This is a genomic window from Flavobacterium sp. ACN2, assembly GCF_002303885.1.
Taxonomy (GTDB): domain Bacteria; phylum Bacteroidota; class Bacteroidia; order Flavobacteriales; family Flavobacteriaceae; genus Flavobacterium.
This window is the reverse complement of sequence record NZ_MRCM01000008.1, coordinates 87758-107621: the sequence shown is the minus strand read 5'-3', so window position 1 is coordinate 107621 and position 19864 is coordinate 87758. Positions and strand designations below refer to the sequence as shown.

Here is a 19864-nt window from a genome sequence, read left to right as displayed (position 1 = left end):
TTTTAATCAAAATATGGGATTCAAAACCAAAATACGTTTTATACACAAATGGCTCGGATTAATTTCTGGGCTTATTGTTTTTATAGTTTGTATTACGGGCTGCATTTTTTGTTTTCACGACGAAATAAAAGACATCACAAGAAAAGAATGGCGCTTGGTTGAACCTCAAAACAAACCTTTTCTATTACCATCTGAATTACAGAAAAAAGCGAAGGAAGTTCTTCCGGCAAACAAAACCAGTATGGTTGCTTATTATGGAAAAAACAGATCAGCAATTGTTTATACCTATTCGGACACAGAGAATTTATATCTCTATTTTAATCCCTACACAGGCAAATATTTAAAAACAGAAAATCCAAAAACCGATTTCTTTATTATTGTAGAATACATTCATTTGTATCTGCTCCTACCCGATTACATTGGAAAACATATTATTGGTGGCGCAACCATTATTTTTATCCTATTATTAATTTCCGGAATTATACAATGGTGGCCAAAACGAAAAAGTGACATTAAAAGAAGTTTCACCATTAAATGGTCTGCAAAATGGCGACGAGTAAATTACGACTGGCACAATACTACCGGTTTTTACATTTCATTAATTGCCTTAATTCTTGCTATAACCGGACTTACTTTTACTTACGAATGGGTTGGCGACGGAATTTATAAATCTTTCAATTTTGGCGGAGACAAAGCTGCCGAAACCAAAATACCTGTGATTGACACAACCACTTACAAAGCAAATTCAGTTACTGCAATTGACAAAGCATTTACTCAAACCTTAAAATTACAGCCAAAAGCAGAAATGTTCTTTGTAATGATTCCGCAACAAAAAGGCGATATTGTGAGTACAGGTGCCTATCCGCATACCTTACGTTACGATCAGCAAAGCAATTATTATTTTCATCCGTCAAGCGGAAAATTGATTCAGAGCCAGACATTTGATAAAAAGACTTTAGGATTACAGGTTGTAGAAATGAATTACGGAATACATACAGGGCAAGTTCTAGATCTTCCAGGAAAAATTATAGCCTTTACCGTGAGCTTAATTGCCGCCATACTTCCTATCACTGGATTTATAATTTGGTTTGGAAGAAACAAGAAATCTAAAAAAGTAAAAGCATAAAAAAACCGTCTCGTTTTTAACGGGACGGTCTTTTTATAATTGGACTGAAATTATGTGATTAATTTCTGTTTGCTAAAGCATTTTTCTGTAAATTTTTAACCGAACTTACTTTGTTGTCAACATAAGCAACTTCTTTCAAGCTGTCTTCATTAAAGTAAATCCATTTACCAGTTTTAACTCCGTCTGCGTATTCTCCAACGGCTTTTTTGTTTCCATTTTCGTCATAAGATACCCAAACACCGTCTAATTTACCATCTTTAAAAAAGCCTTCTTGCTGCACTTTACCACTTTCATAGTAATACGTTGCTTTTACCTTGTTTCCAGCAGCTTCTAATTCAGGCTTTCCTTCTTGTGCAACTACAATTCCAGAGAACAATATTGCAGCTAAAATTACACTCTTTTTCATATCTTTAGGTATTTAATGTTAAGAAATCTTTATCAAATATAGTTAATAGTTTACATTAAAAAAACTTTTACTTAACAATTTGGTAACATTGATTAAAAACTTAACATTGGAAAAATAGACCTAATAAAAAAACCAGCGCTCAGGCACTGGTTTTACTGGTGTTTTAGAAATATTTAAACTTTACGATAACGTTGTAAATTTCGTAAATAAATTAGTTCAATAATGCTGTAAGCTGTTTATCCAATTCTGGGTCTGAAGGTCTCGCCGCATCATATTTTACAATATTACCACTTGGATCTAGCAGAATAAATCTTGGAATTCCAGTTACATTATAATTAACAATAAACTCAGATTCCCAATCTTTATCGGCTAAAAGTTGTGTACCGCCAAGGCTTTTATCGGCAACAAATTTTCTCCATTTCTCACTGTCTTTCAATTTATCAATAGAGATACTCACAAACTCGATATTTTTTCCATGATACTTTTCTTCTAACTTTTTTAAATACGGAATCTCAGCTCTACAAGGTGCGCACCAAATTGCCCATAAATCAATGTAAACATATTTCCCTTTAAAATCAGAAAGTTTGGTTTTTCCTCCTTTATAATTTTCATAATCAAAACTCGGAGAAGCTTTTCCTATAAATTTATTTGATTTTAAAACTCTCTCGTAATCTTGAGCTACATATTGATGAAAACTTTCAAAACTGCGCTTTAAAGCCGTTTTAAAATCTGTCGAAAAATCACTCTTCTCTATTTTTTCTGTATCCGATTTCAATTTGCCATCCAGTAAAGCAGCAAATTCATTCGGTTCTTTAGTAAAAGCCTCTTTAGTAAAGTTTTCATCACTTAAGGCCTGTTGCGCCAAAAAGTTACTTTCCTCTACCCCTTTACCTTTATATACAATCGTTTCATCAAATTCTTGCGCGTTTAGTGTTAAATTGACTTCAGAATTTGGTTTTAAATACAAATTAGAAGATTCCTTTCCATCATACAACACATAAAATCCTTGAGGAGCATTAAAAGTGGTTGCAAAAACTCCTTTTTTATCAATTGGGATTATTTTCTCAAAATTATCTCTTCCCTTAATTATTAATGTATCACTATTTCTATTGGCAATTTTAGCCGTAAACTTGATAGAATTTGTGTCTTGAGCGACTATGTTTAAAGCATTAAAAATTACTAATCCTGCAACAAAGAGTTTTTTCATAGGTATTTCAATTAGTTTTTAGATAATCAAAACTAAAGAAATTAAAGCTTCCACTTTTTGGAATTAACAAAATATTTAAAATTATTCTGCATCAACTTATCACTTTACTATATTATCTTGAATTTTGTATTTACTTTTGCAGTCTAAAATTTTGATTATGTATAGAAGTCATAATTGTGGCGAATTAAACGCTTCAAATATTAATACCGAAGTTACACTTGCGGGCTGGGTTCAAAAATCACGTGATAAAGGATTTATGAATTGGGTCGATTTACGTGACCGCTACGGAATTACACAACTTATTTTTGACGAAAGTCGTACTAATAAAACTGTTTTTGAATTGGCAAAAACACTTGGACGTGAATTTGTAATTCAGGTAAAAGGAACTGTTATTGAGCGTGAAGCTAAAAACAAAAACATCCCAACTGGTGAAATTGAAATTTTAGTTTCAGAATTAACGATTTTAAATAGTGCACTTACTCCTCCTTTTACAATTGAAGATGAAACTGACGGTGGAGAAGATATCAGAATGAAATACCGTTACTTGGACATCAGAAGAAATCCAGTAAAAAATAGTTTATTATTCCGTCACAAAGTGGCAATGGAAGTTCGTAAATATTTATCTGATTTGGATTTCTGCGAAGTTGAAACACCTTACCTAATCAAATCGACTCCAGAAGGAGCAAGAGATTTTGTTGTGCCAAGCCGCATGAATGAAGGTCAGTTTTATGCTTTGCCGCAATCTCCGCAAACTTTCAAACAATTGTTGATGGTAGGTGGAATGGATAAATATTTCCAAATTGTGAAATGTTTCCGTGACGAAGATTTACGTGCAGACCGTCAGCCAGAGTTTACTCAAATTGACTGCGAAATGGCATTTGTAGAGCAAGAAGATATTTTGAATATTTTCGAAGGATTGACAAGACATTTATTAAAAGAAATTAAAGGCATTGAAGTAGATAAATTCCCAAGAATTACTTACGACTACGCCATGAAAACATACGGAAACGACAAACCGGACATTCGTTTCGGAATGAAGTTTGGAGAATTGAACGAATTTGCACAACACAAAGAATTCCCTGTATTTAATGCGGCTGAATTAGTTGTCGGAATTGCGGTTCCTGGAGCAGGAAATTACACTCGTAAAGAAATCGACGGGTTAATTGATTGGGTTAAACGTCCACAAGTTGGAGCGTCAGGAATGGTTTATGTAAAATGTAACGAAGACGGAACTTACAAATCGTCTGTAGACAAATTCTACGATCAAGACGATTTGACAAACTGGGCAAAAGCAACAGAAGCAAATCCTGGAGATATGATTTTTGTTCTTTCTGGTCCAGCAAACAAAACACGTGCTCAGCTTTCTGCTTTACGTATGGAATTAGCAACTCGTTTAGGCTTACGTAATCCAGAAGAATTTGCTCCATTATGGGTTGTTGATTTCCCATTATTGGAACTTGACGAAGAAAGCGGACGTTATCATGCAATGCACCACCCATTTACTTCTCCAAAACCAGAAGACATGGCTTTACTAGAAACAGAACCTGGAAAAGTTCGTGCAAACGCTTATGATATGGTTTTAAACGGAAATGAAATTGGAGGTGGATCTATTCGTATTCACGATAAAGCGACACAACAATTAATGTTTAAATATTTAGGATTTACTGAAGAAGAAGCAAAAGCACAATTCGGCTTCTTAATGGATGCTTTCCAATTTGGAGCACCACCTCACGGAGGACTTGCTTTTGGTCTTGACAGACTTGTGGCAATTCTTGGAGGTCAGGAAACAATTAGAGATTTCATCGCTTTCCCTAAAAACAATTCAGGACGTGATGTAATGATCGATGCTCCTGCTGCAATTGACGACGCACAATTAAAAGAACTTCGAATTAAAGTAAATATTGCTTAATTTGAAGTAAATTATTCATAAAAAAATAAAAAGCCGCTGAAATTTCAGCGGCTTTTTTAATTTAACCAAATACTAAGAAAAATCTTAAAGGCTATTTTTTTTAGAATTATCATATTCCTACAAACGTAATGTTTTTATATTCCTACAATTAATGATTCGCAAATTATGGTATTTTATAAACAAATTGACGCAATAAACCGCGTAAAAACACTGTAAATCAATAATTTTTACAAAAAATTAACACGTATATGTCTTTTGTATGATTTTAAATATTACATTTGTTTATTATAAATTATTATTACATTACAAATGCGTACAGGTACAGTAAAATTTTTCAATGAATCTAAAGGTTATGGATTCATTACAGACGAAGAAACAGGAAAAGACATCTTCGTTCACGCTTCAGGAATTAACGCGGAAGAATTACGCGAAGGTGACCGTGTAAGCTATGAAGAAGAAGAAGGAAGAAAAGGGAAAGTTGCTGCTAAAGTAGCAGTAATCTAAGAAAAATATAGCAATTTATTTTTTTTGCCTCTGAATGGTCTCAGAAGACGTCCCGAAGTATCGGGACGTTTTTTTTTGCCCATTTCTTAAAAAAATATTAAAATAACGCAATGTTATTTATAATCAATAAAAATTAGACATAAACGCGGTTTACTACCCTACTTAAATCCTTTTTTAGCTTGTGTTTTACAGAGTTCCAAGTTATCTTTGTGGCTCATTTTTTAAGTAAAAAATCGAAGTTTATGCAATCTGATCAATACAGTTACATTCCTATTTTAATGCAGTTTATTCTAGCTGTTGGTTTTGTGGTAGGAACAATCATTATCTCTGGAAAATTAGGACCAAGAAGAACCTCTGAAGTTAAAGATAAAAACTTCGAGTGTGGTATCGAATCTGTTGGTAACGCCCGTATTCCATTCTCTGTAAAATACTTCTTAGTTGCCATTTTGTTCGTATTATTCGACGTAGAGGTTATTTTCCTTTATCCTTGGGCAGTAAACTTTAAAGACTTAGGAATTGAAGGAATGCTAAAAATGTTAGTTTTCATGTCTTTGCTTTTAGTTGGTTTCTTTTACATCATCAAGAAGAAAGCATTAGAGTGGGAATAATGATTTTAGATTTTAGATCGGAGATTTTAGATTTATCTAATATTGAGATTTAAAATTTGAATTCAAATTTAAAGTACTGATTTAAAAAATTGATTTTACTTTTTACGATTTCAATGAATCTAAAATCTAAAATCAGAAATCTAAAATAAAATGAGCGATTCAAAAGTAAATATGGTTGCGCCGCCAGAAGGAGTTACTGGTGAAGGTTTCTTCGCTACAAAACTTAGTGATGTTGTTGGTTTAGCAAGAGCTAACTCATTATGGCCGCTTCCTTTCGCGACTTCATGCTGTGGTATCGAATTCATGGCAACAATGGCATCTCACTATGACTTAGCTCGATTTGGTTCTGAGCGTGTGAGTTTCTCGCCAAGACAAGCCGATATGTTATTAGTTATGGGAACTATTTCTAAAAAAATGGCCCCAATTTTAAGACAAGTATACGAACAAATGGCCGAGCCTCGCTGGGTTATTGCTGTTGGAGCATGCGCTTCGTCAGGAGGAGTATTTGACACTTACTCTGTTCTTCAAGGAATTGACAAAGTAATTCCTGTTGATGTTTATGTGCCAGGATGCCCGCCAAGACCAGAACAAATTGTTGATGGAGTTATGAGACTTCAAGACCTGGTAAAAAGCGAATCTGTGAGACGAAGAAGCTCACCTGAATACCAAGAATTATTAGCTTCATATAATATCTCATAAGATGGCTTTAGAAAACACCCTGATCCAAGATAAACTTACTGAAACATTTAATAACGATGTTTTCAATTTTCAGCAAGAAAGAGATATTTTTTCTTTAGAAGCTTCGGCTGATAAAATTACGCCCCTGATTCTATTCCTTAAAAATGATCCTGAATTACGCTTTCACTTCTTAACAGATTTGTGTGGTATTCATTATCCAGATAACGAAACAGAACGCCAGTTTGCAGTTGTTTATCATTTACACAACTGGTACGAAAACAAAAGATTGAAAATCAAAGTTTTCTTAAACGGCGAAAAACCAGAAATTAAATCGGTTTCAAACATTTTCTTGTCTTCTAACTGGATGGAAAGAGAAACTTTCGATTTCTATGGGATTGACTTTATAGGACATCCTCAATTGAAACGTATTTTAAATATGGATGAAATGTTGTCTCACCCAATGAGAAAAGAATTCCCATTGGAAGACAGCGGAAGAACAGATAAGGATGACCGATTCTTCGGAAGAACAACAACAAATTGCTAAAAAATAATTCAACATTATAAAATGTCAGAACTATTATTACCACCAGAGCATCGATATGCTAAAATAATTAAGGAGAGACTAAACGAAGACGGAAGCGAACTTTCTGTACTGAATTTAGGTCCGACTCACCCTGCTACACACGGTATTTTTCAAAATATCTTGTTGATGGATGGTGAAAAAATTCTTGAGGCTGAACCAACTATTGGTTACATCCACAGAGCATTCGAAAAAATTGCCGAAAATCGTCCTTTTTATCAAATTACACCTCTTACAGACCGTATGAACTATTGTTCATCTCCTATCAATAATATGGGATGGTGGATGACTGTAGAAAAATTATTAGGCATTGAAGTTCCAAAAAGAGCTCAATACTTAAGAGTTATCGTTATGGAGCTGGCTCGTATTACAGACCACATTATCTGTAACGGAATTCTAGGGGTTGATACTGGTGCGTATACTGGTTTCTTATACGTTTTTCAATTTAGAGAAAAAATCTACGAAATCTACGAAGAAATTTGTGGAGCTCGTTTGACTACAAATATGGGAAGAATTGGTGGTTTTGAAAGAGACTGGTCTCCAGAAGTTTTCAAAAAACTAGATAAATTCCTTGAAGAATTCCCACCAGTTTGGCAAGAATTCCAAAACTTATTCGAGAGAAATAGAATTTTCCTTGATAGAACTGTAAACGTAGGTGGTATCACTGCCGAAAAAGCAATGGCTTACGGATTTACAGGCCCAAACTTACGTGCTGCTGGAGTTGATTATGACGTACGTGTAGCACAACCTTATTCATCTTACGAAGATTTCGATTTTATTGTACCTGTTGGAAAATCAGGAGATACGTACGATCGTTTCTGTGTTCGTAATGCTGAAGTTTGGGAAAGTTTAAGCATTATTCGTCAGGCGTTAGAAAAAATGCCTCCCGGAAACGAATATCACGCTGAAGTTCCAGATTACTACCTTCCTCCAAAAGAAGACGTTTACACTTCTATGGAATCTTTAATTTATCACTTTAAGATCGTAATGGGAGAAGTTCCTGTACCAGTTGCAGAAATTTACCACCCAGTAGAAGGAGGAAATGGAGAGCTAGGTTTTTATTTAGTAACAGACGGAAGCAGAACTCCATATAGATTACATTTCAGAAGACCATGCTTTATTTATTATCAAGCATTCCCAGAAATGATTAAAGGTGCCATGCTTTCTGATGCAATTATCATCTTATCAAGTTTGAACGTAATTGCAGGAGAATTAGACGCCTAAATAATTGTTGATTTTAGATTGTAGATTTTAGATTGCTGATTGAGAATGCAGATTTTAGAATTTAGGTTTAAAATTATAATTGAGAATTGAGAATTGAAAATTCAGATTGAAGAATCTAAAACTTAAAACAAAGATTGCAGAATAAGGATTGTAGATAAAGATTTGAAAAAATCTAAAGTCTAAAATCTAAAATCTAAAATAAAAATGGAACGTAAACATTACAAACAAGAAATAAACATGACTGAAGCATTGATCGCTCGTATCAATGAATTGATCAGTCATTATCCTGAGGGCAAACAAAAATCGGCTTTATTGCCTGTTTTGCACGAAGTTCAGGATGCACACAACAACTGGCTTAGTATTGAACTGCAAGATAAAGTTGCCGAGATTCTTCAGATAAAACCAATTGAGGTTTATGAAGTGGTTACTTTCTATACGATGTTCAACCAGAAGCCAATTGGAAAATACATGTTTGAATTTTGCCAGACCTCTTGTTGTTGTTTAAACGGTGCCGAAAATTTAATGGATTATACTTCTGAAAAATTAGGCATTAAAATGGGCGAAACAACTCCAGACGGAATGTTTACCATTGCTGGTGTAGAATGTTTAGGTGCTTGCGGATATGCTCCGATGATGCAATTAGGTGATTTCTACAAAGAGAAATTGACAGAAGAAAAAATCGATCAGATCATTGCTGATTGTAGAGATGATAAAATAATATTACACGATAAATAAGATGTCACAAAAAATATTATTAGATAAAATCAATATTCCTGGAATTAAAACCTACGAAGTGTATCGCCAAAATGGTGGTTATGCTTCTGTAGAAAAAGCTTTAAAAACACTTACTCCAGACGAAGTTACGGAAGAAGTAAAAAAATCAGGATTACGTGGACGTGGTGGAGCAGGTTTCCCTGCGGGAATGAAATGGAGCTTTATTGATAAAAAATCAGGAAAACCAAGACACTTAGTTTGTAACGCCGACGAATCAGAGCCAGGAACGTTCAAAGACCGTTATTTGATGGAATTTATTCCTCACTTATTGATCGAAGGAATGATCACTTCAAGCTATGCTTTGGGCGCTAACCTTTCGTATATCTACATTCGTGGAGAATATATGTGGGTTTTCAAAATTTTAGAAAGAGCAATCGCCGAAGCTAAAGCTGCTGGCTGGTTAGGAAAAAATATATTAGGTTCGGGTTACGATCTTGAACTTCATGTTCACTGTGGAGCTGGAGCTTATATCTGTGGAGAAGAAACTGCATTGATCGAGTCTTTGGAAGGTAAAAGAGGAAATCCTCGTATTAAACCACCTTTTCCAGCGGTTTCTGGTCTTTGGGCAAATCCAACTGTGGTAAACAATGTGGAAACAATTGCGACTGTGCCTTGGATTGTAAACAATTCTGGTGATGATTATGCAAAAATTGGAATTGGACGTTCTACAGGAACTAAATTAATTTCTGCTTCAGGGCACATTAAAAATCCTGGCGTTTACGAAATTGAATTAGGTTTGAGTGTTGACGAATTCATGAATTCTGATGAATATCTAGGAGGAATGTCTTCAAGCAGACCTTTGAAAGCATTTGTACCTGGAGGTTCTTCTGTGCCAATTTTACCAGCTGAATTGATTTTCAAAACAGCAAATGGCGAAGATCGTTTAATGACTTACGAATCTTTAAGTGATGGTGGTTTTGCTACTGGATCTATGTTAGGTTCTGGAGGATTTATTGTGTACAATGACACTGCTTGTGTGGTTAGAAACACTTGGAACTTTGCTCGTTTTTACCACCACGAATCTTGCGGACAATGTACTCCATGCCGTGAAGGAACTGGATGGTTAGAAAAAATCTTATGGAGAATCGAAAACGGTCAAGGCCGTGAAGAAGATATCGAATTATTGTGGAGCATTCAGAGTAAAATTGAAGGAAACACAATTTGTCCGCTTGGTGACGCTGCTTCTTGGCCAGTAGCTGCAGCGATTCGTCACTTTAGAGATGAATTTGAATATCACGTTCGTTTCCCAGAAAAAATTAAAAATAGAGATCACTTTGTTGCCGAGCCTTTCTCACAAGTTAAGCATTTAATTGGCGGTAAAGTAATCGTTTAAAAAATATATAGCAGAAAGTTATAAAGTTAAAAATATTAAAAGGACAGCAACTCTTTTGAATATTCCGACTTTCAACATTCAAATCATAAAGAGATGAAAGTAACCATAGACGGTCAAAGTATAGACGTAGAACCAGGAACAACGATCCTGCAGGCTGCACGTATGATTGGAGGGGATTTAGTACCACCAGCCATGTGCTATTACTCAAAATTAAAAGGCAGCGGCGGTAAATGTCGTTGTTGTTTAGTTGAAGTTTCTAAAGGAAGTGAAGCTGACCCACGACCAATGCCAAAATTAATGGCATCTTGTGTAACAGGATGTATGGATGGTATGGAAGTTAACAGTAAATCGTCTGCAAGAGTAACTGAAGCCCGTAAATCTGTAACAGAATTTTTATTAATCAATCACCCATTAGATTGCCCTATTTGTGATCAAGCTGGTGAATGTGATTTACAGAATTTAAGTTTTGAGCACGGAAATCCGAAATCACGTTACATTGAAGAGAAAAGAACATTTGAACCAGAAGATATTGGTCCAAATATTCAACTTCACATGAACCGTTGTATTTTATGCCAAAGATGTGTGCAAGTTGCAGATCAATTGACAGACAACAGAGTTCACGGAGTATTGGATCGTGGTGACCACGCTAATATTTCAACTGGAATTTCTAAAGCGATCGACAATGAGTTCTCTGGAAACATGATTGATGTTTGTCCAGTTGGAGCTTTAACAGATAAAACTTTCCGTTTTAAATCAAGAGTTTGGTTTAACAAACCTTATAACGCACACAGAGAATGTACTACTCCAGGATGCTGCGGAAAAACTACAGTTTGGATGTTTGGTGGAGAAATTCAGCGTGTAACTGGTCGTAAAGACGAGTACCATGAAGTGGAAGAATTCATTTGCAACAGCTGTCGTTTTGATCACAAAGATGTGAAAGACTGGATAATTGAAGGACCAAGAGAATTTGAAAAAGATTCTGTTATCAACCAAAACAATTACACTCAAAAATTAGAGAAAGTTACAATCGATACAGAAAAGAATATTCTTTTAGGTAGAGATATTGACCGTAAAAAGATTAGTATGGCTGCAATTCCATTAACTGATAAAGATCAAAAATAGTAAGAAATGGAAAGTGCATTTATTATAGAAAAAAGTGTTGTTATTGTTGTCGTTTTTGCGGTAACAATGATCATGGCGATGTATTCTACTTGGGCAGAACGTAAAGTTGCTGCTTTCTTGCAAGATCGTGTTGGACCAAACCGTGCTGGATGGGGAGGTTTATTACAACCACTTGCAGATGGTATGAAATTGTTCTCTAAGGAAGAGTTTTTCCCAAACACACCAAATAGATTTTTATTTGTAGTTGGACCTGCAATTGCAATGAGTACTGCTTTAATGACTAGTGCTGTAATTCCGTGGGGAGATCGTTTGCATCTTTTCGGAAGAGACATTATTCTTCAAGCTACAGATGTAAATATTGCTTTATTGTACATTTTCGGAGTTCTTTCTGTTGGAGTTTACGGTATCATGATTGGTGGATGGGCATCTAACAATAAGTTCTCTTTGATGGGAGCTATTCGTGCCGCTTCTCAAATGGTTTCTTACGAGGTTGCAATGGGATTATCAATAATTGCTTTATTGATGATGACTGGAACAATGAGTTTAAAAGAAATTTCATTACAGCAACAAGGAATGAATTGGAATGTTTTTTATCAGCCTTTATCATTCTTAATTTTCTTAATCTGTTCATTTGCAGAAACAAACAGAACTCCTTTCGATTTAGCAGAATGTGAAAACGAATTAATTGGAGGTTACCATACCGAATATTCATCTATGAAAATGGGATTCTATTTATTTGCTGAATATGCAAGTATGTTTATCTCTTCTACTATTATTTCTGTATTATTCTTTGGTGGATACAACTACCCAGGAATGCAATGGATGGTAGAAAATGTAGGTGTAAATACAGCAAACTTATTAGGAATTGGAGCATTATTTATAAAAATATGTTTCTTCATTTTCTTCTATATGTGGGTACGTTGGACAATTCCAAGATTTAGATATGACCAATTAATGAACTTAGGTTGGAGAATTTTAATTCCGCTTTCGATTATTAATATCATGATTACAGGTGTTGTTATTTTAAGACACGAAATCTTAGCGGCTTTAGGGTTCTAAGAACTGTAATTAGCTTCAAATAAAAACAAAATAGATTTTGAATTTGATCGATGTCAAATTATAAATCATAAACTATAATAGTAAAAATGTCAATAGAAACTATATCATTATCGGGTAGAAAAAAGGTGGTCTCAAATAAGGAGATGTCTTTTGTTGAGCGATTGTATCTTGTGGCGATTGTAAAAGGTTTGGTTATTACAGTAAAACACCTTTTCAGAAAAAAAGTTACCATTCATTACCCAGAGCAGGTTCGTGAAATGAGTCCAGTTTACCGTGGCCAGCACATGCTGAAACGCGATGAACAAGGTCGTGAAAACTGTACAGCTTGCGGATTATGTGCTTTATCATGTCCTGCAGAAGCGATCACTATGAAAGCTGCAGAACGCAAACCTGATGAAAAACACTTGTATAGAGAAGAGAAATATGCAGAAATCTACGAAATCAATATGCTTCGTTGTATTTTCTGTGGTTTATGTGAAGAAGCTTGTCCAAAAGACGCTATTTACTTAACCGAATCTAAAGTATTAGTTCCTGCTAATTACAATAGAGAAGATTTCATTTTCGGGAAAGATAAATTAGTAATGCCTTTAGAAATGGCTTTGAAAAACGCTCAACTTAAAAACGCTAACTAAATGATACATATTCCTGATTTTGCACACGCAACAACTGTTCAAGTTATCTTTTGCTTTTTAGCGTTCATTACCGTTATTACTGCTTTCTTGACTATTTTCAGCAGAAACCCGATTCATAGTGCCATCTACTTGGTAATTTGTTTCTTTTCTATCGCTGGTCATTATTTACTATTAAATTCTCAGTTTTTAGCTGTTGTTCATATAATAGTCTACTCCGGAGCTATTATGATTCTGTTTCTGTTTACCATCATGTTGATGAACCTGAACGAACAGCGAGAAGTTCACCGACCTAGAATTACACGTTTAGGTGCTATCGTTTCTTTCTGTTTAATATTGATTGTTTTGATTACAATCTTTATTAACTCGAAACCAATTGTTGGTGAATACGATTCTACTGGAGAAGATTTCCAATCAATTAAAGTTTTAGGTAAAATATTATTGAACGAATATATGGTTCCGTTCGAATTTGCTTCGATCTTACTTTTGGTTGCTATGATTGGAGCAGTTCTATTGTCTAAAAAAGAAAAATTAAATAAATAATGGGTAATATATTAAATCAAATAGGTATTGAAAACTACATCTTTTTGAGTGTTGTACTTTTCTGTATTGGTATTTTTGGTGTATTGTACAGACGAAATGCTATTATCGTTTTCATGTCTATCGAAATTATGTTGAATGCGGTAAACCTTTTATTTGTTGCTTTTTCAACTTATCATCAAGATGCACAAGGACAAGTTTTTGTGTTCTTCTCGATGGCGGTTGCTGCAGCCGAAGTTGCGGTAGGATTGGCCATTTTAGTTTCTATCTTTAGAAATATCGGATCAATTAGTATCGATAATTTAAAAAATTTAAAAGGATAATCAGAAATGGATACCAATTTAGCTTTAATTTTAGTTTTAACTCCTTTACTAGGTTTTCTAGTAAATGTCTTTTTTGGAAAAAGCTTAGGCAAAACAGTTTCTGGTGCAATCGGAACAATTGCTGTAGCAATTTCTTTTGTAGTTTCTCTTTTACTTTTTAATCAAATAACTTCAACTGGAAAAGGAATTCAAGTTACTTTATTTGATTGGATTCAAATTAGCAACTTAAAAATCAATCTTGGATTTTTATTAGATCAATTATCTGTTCTTTGGTTACTTTTTGTAACTGGAATTGGATCTTTGATTCACTTATACTCTATCAGTTACATGCACGATGATGAGAATATGCACAAGTTTTTTGCTTATTTAAATCTATTCGTATTCTTCATGATAACACTTGTAATCGGAAGCAACTTATTAGTTCTTTTCATTGGATGGGAAGGTGTTGGACTTTGTTCTTACCTATTAATTGGATTCTGGCATAAAAACCAAGACTACAATGATGCTGCAAAAAAAGCTTTCATCATGAACAGAATTGGAGATTTAGGTCTTTTAATCGGTATGTTTATAATCGGTTCGATGTTTTCAACATTAGATTATGCGACTTTAAAAACGGCAATTGCAGGAGCTTCAAACTTAAATTTACCTTTACTTTCTTTAGCAGCTTTATGTTTGTTTATTGGAGCTTGTGGTAAATCTGCTCAAATTCCGTTATACACTTGGTTACCTGATGCGATGGCTGGACCAACTCCAGTTTCTGCTTTGATTCACGCTGCTACGATGGTAACTGCTGGTATCTTTATGGTAACAAGATTAAACTTTGTATTTGACCTTGCAACAGATGTTCAAACTGTAATTGCGGTTATTGGAGCTATCACTTCATTAGTTGCGGCTACAATCGGATTGGTTCAAAACGATATCAAAAAAGTATTGGCTTACTCTACAGTTTCACAATTAGGTTTAATGTTCTTAGCATTAGGTTTTGGAGCTTATGAAGTAGCCGTTTTCCACGTAATCACTCACGCTTTCTTTAAAGCTTGTTTATTCTTAGGATCTGGATCTGTAATTCACGGATTACACGGTGAACAAGATATGCGTAACATGGGAGGTTTGCGTAAAGCAATGCCAATTACATTCTGGACCATGTTGATTTCTTCATTAGCAATCTCAGGAGTTCCATTCTTCTCAGGTTTCTTTTCTAAAGACGAAATTTTATTGACAGCTTTCCACCACAGTATTCCATTATATGTTGTTGGATCGATTGCTTCAATCATGACAGCTTTCTATATGTTCCGTTTAATGTTCTTGACTTTCTTCAAAGAATTTAGAGGAACTGAAGAACAAAAACATCACTTACACGAAAGTGGTTCATTAATTACTATTCCGCTTATCATCTTAGCTATTTTAGCAACTTTTGGCGGATTAATCAGTTTACCTGGAAACAGCTGGTTAAATGGATACCTTGCTCCTCTTTTCACAAAAGTGGCAGGTGAAGAACACCATTTAGGCGCAACTGAATACACTTTAATGGGTGTTGCAGTTTTAGGCGGATTACTAGGAATTTTAATTGCTTACATAAAATACTTTAAACAAGATAATGTTCCAGAATCTGATGAAAACATTACTGGTTTAAGCAAAGTGTTATACAACAAATATTATGTAGACGAAGTTTACGATGCAGTATTTGTTCAGCCAATTAATAGTTTATCTAAATTCTTTAGAGACTATATCGAGACAGGATTATCTGCACTTGTATTTGGATTAGGTAAAATAGCAAACGAAATTGCTTTCCAAGGAAAAAAATTACAAACCGGAAGTATAGGATTATATCTATTTGTATTTGTTTTAGGACTTTGTGCAATTGTTTCCTATATATTTTTAGCTCAATAATATTATTACTATGAACGTTTCTACTATATTAATTATACTTTTAATTGGTGCATTTGCCACTTACTTTTCTGGTGACAAACTAGCTTCAAAAGTTGCTTTACTTTTTAGTTTAGCTGCTTTAGGATGTTCAATTGTATTATTGAATAATTATAACGCTGGTGAAAATATTAGCGTAATCAACAGCTGGATTAATCAGCCAAAAATTTCTTTCGCTTTAAATGGTGATGGACTTGGGCTTGCAATGGTTTTACTAACTGCAGCTTTAACTCCGATAATCATATCTTCTTCTTTCGGAAATGAATATAAAAATGCAAAAGGCTTTTATGCTCTAATCTTGTTTATGGCATTTGCTATGGTCGGGACTTTCTTAGCAGCTGATGGTCTTTTATATTATATTTTCTGGGAATTAGCACTTATTCCAATCTACTTTATTGCTTTGATCTGGGGTAATGGCGACGCTGAAGAACGCAGAAAAGCAGTGGTTAAATTCTTTATTTACACACTTGCTGGTTCGTTATTCATGTTAACTGCATTTATTTATTTATATCAAAAAGCAGGTTCTTTCTTAATCGAAGATTTATATAAAGTAAACTTATCTGCTTGCGAGCAATTCTGGATTTTCTTGGCTTTCTTCTTAGCTTATGCTATCAAAATTCCAATTATTCCTTTCCATACTTGGCAAGCAAATGTATACCAAAAAGCACCAACTGTTGGGACAATGCTTTTATCTGGTATCATGCTTAAAATGGGATTATACAGTGTTATCCGTTGGCAATTGCCAATTGCACCAATCGCTGCAAAAGAATACATGTATATCTTTATTGCTTTAGGAATTGCAGGTGTAATCTACGGATCAATCGTTGCATTGAGACAAAAGGATTTAAAGAAATTATTAGCTTATTCTTCTCTTGCTCACGTTGGATTAATCGCTGCGGGATCTTACACCTTAACTCTTGATGGTTTAAGAGGAGCTGTTTTGCAAATGATTGCTCACGGTTTTGTTGTAGTTGGATTATTCTTTGCTGCTGAAGTAATTTTCAGAAGATATGAAACTAGAGAAATTTCAGAAATGGGCGGAATCCGTTCTCAATCTCCAAAATTCACATCAATGTTTTTAATCTTAGTATTGGCTTCTGTTGCATTACCAAGCACATTTAACTTTGTTGGAGAGTTTACCGTATTGTACAGTTTATCTCAAATCAATATTTGGTTTGCTATTCTTGGCGGAACGACTATCATTTTAGGAGCTTACTATATGTTAAGAATGTTCCAGCACGTAATGTTAGGTGAAACAAATTCTAAAACTTTTTCTGATGTTACGCTTAACGAAGGAGTTTCATTTGCGGTAATCATTGCAGTTTTACTATTCTTTGGTTTCTATCCAAAACCAATCACAGATTTGATTACACCAAGCTTGGAAACTATTTTACAAGTTATCAATAAGAACTAATATTTTAAACAAAAAATAAATTAGGATTTAAGCTTAAAATTGAAATCCTAAATCAAAAAGATAAAAATGAATACATTAATAGCTATAACAGGATTGGGTATTTTCTGCCTATTGTTTGAAATTCTTAATTTAAGAAAGGCCATAATTCCTATTACCATTTTGGGTTTAATAGGTGTATTGGCACTTAATTATTGTGAATTTGGAACAGAACAAAGTTATTATAACAATATGATAGCAGTGAGTAAGTTTTCTACAGCTTTTTCATCATTGTTTATCGTTTTGACGATTTTCCTTGTAGCGTTAAGTCACAATTTTTACCAAAATCACCCAACGAAAATTTCAGATTTCGTTGCAATTAAAGTATTCTTACTAGCTGGAGCTGTAGCAATGGTTTCTTTTGGAAACTTAGCGATGTTCTTTTTAGGAATTGAAATCTTATCTATTGCTTTATATGTACTTGCTGCAAGTGATCGTTTGAATATCAAAAGTAACGAAGCAGGTATGAAGTATTTCTTAATGGGATCTTTCGCATCAGGAATTATTCTTTTCGGAATCTGCTTGATCTACGGCGCTATGGGAAGCTTTGATATCAGCGAAATTCACGAAAGTGCTTTGTCTGCAGAGTTACCAATCTGGTTTCCAATCGGAATGATTTTAATGGTTGTTGGAATGTTATTTAAAGTAGCTGCTGTTCCTTTCCATTTCTGGGCTCCAGATGTTTATGAAGGTTCTCCTGCACTAACCACTGCTTTAATGAGCACATTGGCAAAAGTAGTAGCAATTGCAACTTTATTTAAGCTAATTGCTGGTATGAACTTCATTTCTTCATTAGAAAATCAAGATCTATTGCATACTTTTGAAGTTATAGTGGTTATTATTTCTATTGCTTCAATGTCTGTTGGTAATATTATGGCACTTAGACAAGTAAACGTAAAACGTATGCTTGCTTTCTCTGGAATCTCTCACGCAGGTTTCATGTTAATGACATTGTTAACTGTTTCTGCATCAGCTGGAGTTTTATTGTACTACACTGCTGCTTATGCATTAGCAGGAATCGCAGCTTTCAGTGTGATTTTATATGTATGCAGAGATCAAGATAATGAAGATATTACAAACTTCCACGGTTTAGGAAAAACAAATCCGCTATTGGCTGCAGTTTTAACGGCTTCATTATTATCAATGGCTGGAATTCCTATTTTCTCTGGATTCTTTGCTAAGTTGTTCTTATTCAATCAAACAATTCAAGCAGGATATATTGGTTTAGTAATTGTTGCAGTAATCAATTCTATCATTAGTGTTGGATATTATTTCAAACTGATCATTGCAATGTATTCTAAAGAACCTAATCAAGAAAGAACAGGAAGGCCATTCCTTATTTATGCTACAGCTGTAGTATCAATTGTTTTAAATATTGCTTTAGGTTTATTCCCATCATTAGTTTTAGACTTATTGAAATAAGATAGTTTTTTTAAATTAAAATATTCAAAATCCATTAAATTAGTTTTAATGGATTTTTTTTATGCCTTAAATAAAGAACAGAAATTCATGTTAAAAAATTCTTCTATGCAAGTGCACATCAAAAAATCTCCATATATTTGAATTCAATTAAATGTATTAAAATATGAACTTTAATTCAAAAAATCCATTTTTAAACAGTAAGCGTTTTTCGTCTAATACTGAATCAAGAACAGAAGTACACCAAGCTCAGATTATTGATTACAATCAAGAAATGACGGTGTCTGGAACAATTAACAAAACAGCAATCTTATTTCTAATTTTATGCGGAGCTGCTATGGTGACATGGTGGATGGCTTTTAATGGAATGAATCCGATGTTACCTACAATTGGAGGTGCAATTATTGGTTTTATTTTAGTATTAGTTTCTTCATTCAAACCACAGCTATCTCCTTACCTAGCGCCAGGATATGCTTTATTCGAAGGATTGTTCATAGGAGGTATTTCTGCAATATTTGAATTAAAATTTCCAGGAATCGTAATCAATGCAGTTGGTGCAACTCTTGTTACTTTCTTGGTTTGCCTTGGTTTGTACAAATTTAGAATCGTAAAAGTTACAGAACAATTCAAATCTGTTGTGGTTGCTGCAACGTTAGCAATTGCGACTTATTATTTAATTTCTTGGGTTGTATCAATGTTTACAAGCTGGACACCTGTTCATTATGGAAATTCTATGATGAGTATCGGTATCAGTGTTTTTGTTATCATTATAGCAGCACTTAACCTTTTCTTAGATTTTGATTTAATTGAAAAAGGTGCAAGAGAAAAAATGCCAAAATATATGGAATGGTTTGGAGCAATGGGATTAATGATCACATTGGTTTGGTTGTATATTGAATTCTTAAGACTTTTATCAAAACTTTCTAGTAAAGACTAATTGTCCAAAAATATTAATTCAGGCCCTTTTGAGTAAAATCAAAAGGGCTTTTTTTATTTCTAATAGACTAAAATTTGAATGCCAATTCAATATTCTAATTAAATCTTCTA

General features: G+C 34.1%; 20 protein-coding genes. 18 read left to right on the top strand and 2 right to left on the bottom strand.

Annotation, left to right across the window (positions count from 1 at the left end; genetic code table 11):
• The first annotated feature begins 13 nt into the window (after window positions 1–13).
• Window positions 14–1126 carry a PepSY domain-containing protein gene (locus BSF41_RS11620; RefSeq protein WP_095929658.1) on the top strand — a complete coding sequence of 371 codons (1113 nt, stop codon included), beginning with the start codon at window positions 14–16 and terminating at the stop codon, window positions 1124–1126.
• Between the two features lie 58 nt (window positions 1127–1184).
• On the opposite strand, the gene BSF41_RS11615 is transcribed toward BSF41_RS11620, so the two are convergent.
• A complete protein-coding gene (locus BSF41_RS11615) occupies window positions 1185–1532 on the bottom strand; it encodes a toxin-antitoxin system YwqK family antitoxin (protein ID WP_095929657.1) in 348 nt (115 codons plus the stop codon).
• 211 nt (window positions 1533–1743) lie between these two features.
• Window positions 1744–2739 carry a TlpA disulfide reductase family protein gene (locus BSF41_RS11610; protein WP_095929656.1) on the bottom strand — a complete coding sequence of 332 codons (996 nt, stop codon included), beginning with the start codon at window positions 2737–2739 and terminating at the stop codon, window positions 1744–1746.
• A 157-nt stretch (window positions 2740–2896) separates the two neighbouring features.
• On the opposite strand from BSF41_RS11610, the gene aspS reads away from it, so the two are divergent.
• From aspS to BSF41_RS11525, 17 genes are all read left to right on the top strand, one after another.
• A complete protein-coding gene (aspS, locus tag BSF41_RS11605; RefSeq protein ID WP_095929655.1) occupies window positions 2897–4648 on the top strand; it encodes an aspartate--tRNA ligase in 1752 nt (583 codons plus the stop codon).
• 309 nt (window positions 4649–4957) lie between these two features.
• Window positions 4958–5152 carry a cold-shock protein gene (locus tag BSF41_RS11600; protein WP_007137066.1) on the top strand — a complete coding sequence of 65 codons (195 nt, stop codon included), beginning with the start codon at window positions 4958–4960 and terminating at the stop codon, window positions 5150–5152.
• Between the two features lie 242 nt (window positions 5153–5394).
• Entirely contained in the window at window positions 5395–5760 is a 366-nt protein-coding gene (locus tag BSF41_RS11595; protein WP_095929654.1) for an NADH-quinone oxidoreductase subunit A, read from the top strand.
• 150 nt (window positions 5761–5910) lie between these two features.
• Window positions 5911–6459, top strand: a complete 549-nt coding sequence (locus BSF41_RS11590) for an NADH-quinone oxidoreductase subunit B (protein WP_095929653.1) — start codon at window positions 5911–5913, stop codon at window positions 6457–6459.
• A gap of 1 nt (window position 6460) precedes the next feature.
• Window positions 6461–6982, top strand: a complete 522-nt coding sequence (locus tag BSF41_RS11585) for an NADH-quinone oxidoreductase subunit C (protein WP_095929652.1) — start codon at window positions 6461–6463, stop codon at window positions 6980–6982.
• Window positions 6983–7003: 21 nt separating this feature from the next.
• Window positions 7004–8242, top strand: coding sequence for an NADH-quinone oxidoreductase subunit D (locus tag BSF41_RS11580; RefSeq protein ID WP_095929651.1), 1239 nt, complete (start codon window positions 7004–7006; stop codon window positions 8240–8242).
• A 204-nt stretch (window positions 8243–8446) separates the two neighbouring features.
• Window positions 8447–8977 (top strand): NAD(P)H-dependent oxidoreductase subunit E, encoded by a 531-nt coding sequence (locus BSF41_RS11575; protein ID WP_095929650.1) that lies wholly within the window; start codon window positions 8447–8449, stop codon window positions 8975–8977.
• 1 nt (window position 8978) lies between these two features.
• A complete protein-coding gene (nuoF, locus tag BSF41_RS11570; protein ID WP_095929649.1) occupies window positions 8979–10349 on the top strand; it encodes an NADH-quinone oxidoreductase subunit NuoF in 1371 nt (456 codons plus the stop codon).
• A gap of 93 nt (window positions 10350–10442) precedes the next feature.
• A complete protein-coding gene (locus BSF41_RS11565; protein ID WP_095929648.1) occupies window positions 10443–11471 on the top strand; it encodes a 2Fe-2S iron-sulfur cluster-binding protein in 1029 nt (342 codons plus the stop codon).
• A gap of 6 nt (window positions 11472–11477) precedes the next feature.
• On the top strand, window positions 11478–12530 hold the full coding sequence (nuoH, locus tag BSF41_RS11560; protein WP_095929647.1) for an NADH-quinone oxidoreductase subunit NuoH: 1053 nt from the start codon (window positions 11478–11480) through the stop codon (window positions 12528–12530).
• An 86-nt stretch (window positions 12531–12616) separates the two neighbouring features.
• Window positions 12617–13162 (top strand): NADH-quinone oxidoreductase subunit I, encoded by a 546-nt coding sequence (locus BSF41_RS11555; protein WP_095929646.1) that lies wholly within the window; start codon window positions 12617–12619, stop codon window positions 13160–13162.
• Entirely contained in the window at window positions 13163–13702 is a 540-nt protein-coding gene (locus BSF41_RS11550; RefSeq protein ID WP_095929645.1) for an NADH-quinone oxidoreductase subunit J, read from the top strand. It abuts the gene before it with no gap.
• Entirely contained in the window at window positions 13702–14022 is a 321-nt protein-coding gene (gene nuoK / locus BSF41_RS11545; RefSeq protein WP_008466103.1) for an NADH-quinone oxidoreductase subunit NuoK, read from the top strand. Before BSF41_RS11550 ends, nuoK begins: the two co-directional genes overlap by 1 nt.
• A 6-nt stretch (window positions 14023–14028) precedes the next feature.
• The gene (gene nuoL / locus BSF41_RS11540) at window positions 14029–15912 is read left to right on the top strand and encodes an NADH-quinone oxidoreductase subunit L (protein WP_095929644.1); all 1884 of its coding nucleotides are present in this window, start codon (window positions 14029–14031) and stop codon (window positions 15910–15912) included.
• A 10-nt stretch (window positions 15913–15922) separates the two neighbouring features.
• Entirely contained in the window at window positions 15923–17362 is a 1440-nt protein-coding gene (locus BSF41_RS11535; RefSeq protein ID WP_095929643.1) for a NuoM family protein, read from the top strand.
• A 66-nt stretch (window positions 17363–17428) separates the two neighbouring features.
• Window positions 17429–18820, top strand: a complete 1392-nt coding sequence (locus BSF41_RS11530) for an NADH-quinone oxidoreductase subunit N (protein WP_095929642.1) — start codon at window positions 17429–17431, stop codon at window positions 18818–18820.
• Window positions 18821–18983: 163 nt separating this feature from the next.
• Window positions 18984–19754, top strand: coding sequence for a Bax inhibitor-1/YccA family protein (locus tag BSF41_RS11525; RefSeq protein ID WP_095929641.1), 771 nt, complete (start codon window positions 18984–18986; stop codon window positions 19752–19754).
• Window positions 19755–19864 lie beyond the last annotated feature (110 nt).

Excerpts from the sequence above, each read along its gene's own strand:
- BSF41_RS11620 (WP_095929658.1), top strand. The coding sequence starts at position 14 with ATGGGATTCAAAACCAAAATACGTTTTATACACAAATGGCTCGGATTA.
- BSF41_RS11615 (WP_095929657.1), bottom strand. The coding sequence starts at position 1,532 with ATGAAAAAGAGTGTAATTTTAGCTGCAATATTGTTCTCTGGAATTGTA.
- BSF41_RS11610 (WP_095929656.1), bottom strand. The coding sequence starts at position 2,739 with ATGAAAAAACTCTTTGTTGCAGGATTAGTAATTTTTAATGCTTTAAAC.
- aspS (WP_095929655.1), top strand. The coding sequence starts at position 2,897 with ATGTATAGAAGTCATAATTGTGGCGAATTAAACGCTTCAAATATTAAT.
- BSF41_RS11600 (WP_007137066.1), top strand. The coding sequence starts at position 4,958 with ATGCGTACAGGTACAGTAAAATTTTTCAATGAATCTAAAGGTTATGGA.
- BSF41_RS11595 (WP_095929654.1), top strand. The coding sequence starts at position 5,395 with ATGCAATCTGATCAATACAGTTACATTCCTATTTTAATGCAGTTTATT.
- BSF41_RS11590 (WP_095929653.1), top strand. The coding sequence starts at position 5,911 with ATGAGCGATTCAAAAGTAAATATGGTTGCGCCGCCAGAAGGAGTTACT.
- BSF41_RS11585 (WP_095929652.1), top strand. The coding sequence starts at position 6,461 with ATGGCTTTAGAAAACACCCTGATCCAAGATAAACTTACTGAAACATTT.
- BSF41_RS11580 (WP_095929651.1), top strand. The coding sequence starts at position 7,004 with ATGTCAGAACTATTATTACCACCAGAGCATCGATATGCTAAAATAATT.
- BSF41_RS11575 (WP_095929650.1), top strand. The coding sequence starts at position 8,447 with ATGGAACGTAAACATTACAAACAAGAAATAAACATGACTGAAGCATTG.
- nuoF (WP_095929649.1), top strand. The coding sequence starts at position 8,979 with ATGTCACAAAAAATATTATTAGATAAAATCAATATTCCTGGAATTAAA.
- BSF41_RS11565 (WP_095929648.1), top strand. The coding sequence starts at position 10,443 with ATGAAAGTAACCATAGACGGTCAAAGTATAGACGTAGAACCAGGAACA.
- nuoH (WP_095929647.1), top strand. The coding sequence starts at position 11,478 with ATGGAAAGTGCATTTATTATAGAAAAAAGTGTTGTTATTGTTGTCGTT.
- BSF41_RS11555 (WP_095929646.1), top strand. The coding sequence starts at position 12,617 with ATGTCAATAGAAACTATATCATTATCGGGTAGAAAAAAGGTGGTCTCA.
- BSF41_RS11550 (WP_095929645.1), top strand. The coding sequence starts at position 13,163 with ATGATACATATTCCTGATTTTGCACACGCAACAACTGTTCAAGTTATC.
- nuoK (WP_008466103.1), top strand. The coding sequence starts at position 13,702 with ATGGGTAATATATTAAATCAAATAGGTATTGAAAACTACATCTTTTTG.
- nuoL (WP_095929644.1), top strand. The coding sequence starts at position 14,029 with ATGGATACCAATTTAGCTTTAATTTTAGTTTTAACTCCTTTACTAGGT.
- BSF41_RS11535 (WP_095929643.1), top strand. The coding sequence starts at position 15,923 with ATGAACGTTTCTACTATATTAATTATACTTTTAATTGGTGCATTTGCC.
- BSF41_RS11530 (WP_095929642.1), top strand. The coding sequence starts at position 17,429 with ATGAATACATTAATAGCTATAACAGGATTGGGTATTTTCTGCCTATTG.
- BSF41_RS11525 (WP_095929641.1), top strand. The coding sequence starts at position 18,984 with ATGAACTTTAATTCAAAAAATCCATTTTTAAACAGTAAGCGTTTTTCG.